Below are 2,072 nucleotides of genomic sequence, written 5' to 3'. Positions count from 1 at the left end.
CATCTTCTGCGGCGGAGAACTGCCGGCGGCAGCCGCGTCCTACACCTTCCAAAACAGCGGCATCACCTATACCTGCCCCATTGCGGGCGGACAGGTGCTGGACATCTTCCTCCTGCCAGATACCAGCGACATCAGCTCCTGTCCGGAGAAGCTCCTGGATAAAAACGGAGCGCCCCTGGATGGCAGCATCGTCGAGGGCACTGCCGTCCAGGTGTCCTGAATAAAAACGAGGAAACCCCTCCGCAGAATGTGGAGGGGTTTCCCTTTACACGAGCTGGTAGAAAAGGCCCCTGGTGGTGGAGTACCACACCAGCTTTCCGTGGGGCCTGTCGGGGATGCGGGCGTGGAGGTCCCACTCCGGATACTGCCGCAGTACCAGCAGCATTTCCCCGGTCACCAGGGCCAGGAAGGAGATGTAATTGTCCTTGCTGGCGGGATGGCTGCTCTCCACATACCAGTCTCCGTCGCTCTCCACCACCCGCAGTGCCTCCTCTGGCGCTGCTTTTTTTGGCGTCAGGGGTTCCAGAGGGCGGCCGCAGCAGGAGACAGCGGCTCCGCCGGAAGAAAAGGTCAGATTCCCGCAGACGGGACAGACGAAAAATCGCATTTGCTTCATAGATCCTCCTGTGAGCTGGTTTTCCGCCAGATCACCGGAGAGCAGGGCGGGGATATTGACGTGCAGCGCACCGGAGAGAGCCTCCAGCAAACTCACATCCGGGAATCCCTGTCCCCGTTCCCACTTGCTGACGGTCTTGGGACTCAGGCCCAGCGTCTGTGCCAGTTCCCGCTGGGTCATCTTCCGCTCCTGCCGCAGGCGGCGGATCAGGGCGCCGATTTTTGGATAGTCCATGTGCTCACCTCTTCCAACAGCATAGCGGATTTTACCGCCCGGGACAACCGCCGCTGCGTAGACCCACACCGCGGTGGGAAAAATACGCCTCTCTGCGGGATACAGAGAGGCGTATTTTGATAAGATTCTACAATTTGTACTGCGCTTTGATGCCCTCAGAAGGTGACGACCTCCTGGGCGGGCTTTTCGCAGGGGGCCACGGAGAGGACGTTCATCACGGGGCCCACGCCTTTGTACGCCTTGTGCTTTTCGGCACTCATTCTGGCGGTGACCTCGATCCAGTCCCGGTTCTCATACTGGTCCAGGGTGTCGCCCTTGGCGATGAGGCCCAGGAACTGCACGTCATTTTCGCAGCAGACCATGGCGAAGCGGCCGGGGCAGTGGATGCCGGGGTACTTCTTGGAGTGGCACATGATGAGTTTCATGTGGACCAGTTTGCCGTCGTAGCGGTCGGGATGGTCCATCACGTCCACGTACCACACGCCGAAGTCGTCGTCCGGGATGTCGATGACGTCCTGATTGAGGTCAAAGGGACACTCGTCGCCGGTGAGGTAGTCCTCACTGGAGCCGTCCACGTTCTCTAGGAAGATGTCCGCCCGGCGGTTGACCATCCGCAGATTCCGCTTGCGCAGGGAATCCCGCAGCTCCGGCGTGCAGCGGTTGAACACCAGCATGTCCGCGTTGGTGATCTTCTCCATCATCAGCTGGCCCATGTTCTTGGCGTAGAGGTCAAAGGTGCTGGCCTCCACCATGGTCATGATCTGATAGAGCACCCAGTTGGCGGGCAGTACCTCCCGGTAAAGCCGCTCCATCTGCCACATGCCGTTGTACTCGATGAGCACCTGCTGGGGGCGGTACTTCTTTTCCAGCTCCTTGAGGTAGGAGCACTTGAGCTCCTCCTCATCCTCGATGGTGATGACGGTCACGTTGTCCAGGGCCTTGGGGTTATATTCCTCCTCGCCCTCCTCACAGCATAAGAGCAGCGTCCGGTCCTGGCGGGCGAAGCCATCCTCCAGAATGCCGTTGATGAAATTGGTCTTGCCGGCGTCCAGAAAGCCGGCGATGAGATAGACAGGAATATCAGCCATAGTACCGTTGTTTCCTTTCCCGTTTACAGGCCGAACAGCTCTGCCAGCTTGTCCTCCTTGAGCTCGGCGCCGATGACGCACAGCCGGCCGGTGTAGTCGGGGTGGCCCGTCCGAACGTCGTGCTCCTCCGGCAC

At 59.9% G+C, this 2,072-nt stretch carries 3 protein-coding genes; 1 reads left to right on the top strand and 2 read right to left on the bottom strand.

The window, feature by feature from the left end; all coding sequences use genetic code 11:
- The coding region (locus tag QZL67_RS02240; protein ID WP_292919696.1) for a hypothetical protein at window positions 1–220 on the top strand (220 nt) is incomplete at its 5' end.
- 45 nt (window positions 221–265) lie between these two features.
- On the opposite strand, the gene QZL67_RS02235 is transcribed toward QZL67_RS02240, so the two are convergent.
- Together QZL67_RS02235 and QZL67_RS02230 are read right to left on the bottom strand one after the other, a co-directional pair.
- Window positions 266–850 (bottom strand): helix-turn-helix transcriptional regulator, encoded by a 585-nt coding sequence (locus tag QZL67_RS02235; protein WP_022289152.1) that lies wholly within the window; start codon window positions 848–850, stop codon window positions 266–268.
- 155 nt (window positions 851–1,005) lie between these two features.
- On the bottom strand, window positions 1,006–1,938 hold the full coding sequence (locus tag QZL67_RS02230) for a GTP-binding protein (protein ID WP_022289151.1): 933 nt from the start codon (window positions 1,936–1,938) through the stop codon (window positions 1,006–1,008).
- Window positions 1,939–2,072: the final 134 nt, after the last annotated feature.

The sequence above is a fragment of the Oscillibacter sp. CAG:155 genome (assembly GCA_000436875.1).
GTDB lineage: Bacteria > Bacillota > Clostridia > Oscillospirales > Oscillospiraceae > Oscillibacter.
This window is presented reverse-complemented; position numbering and strand designations above follow the sequence as displayed.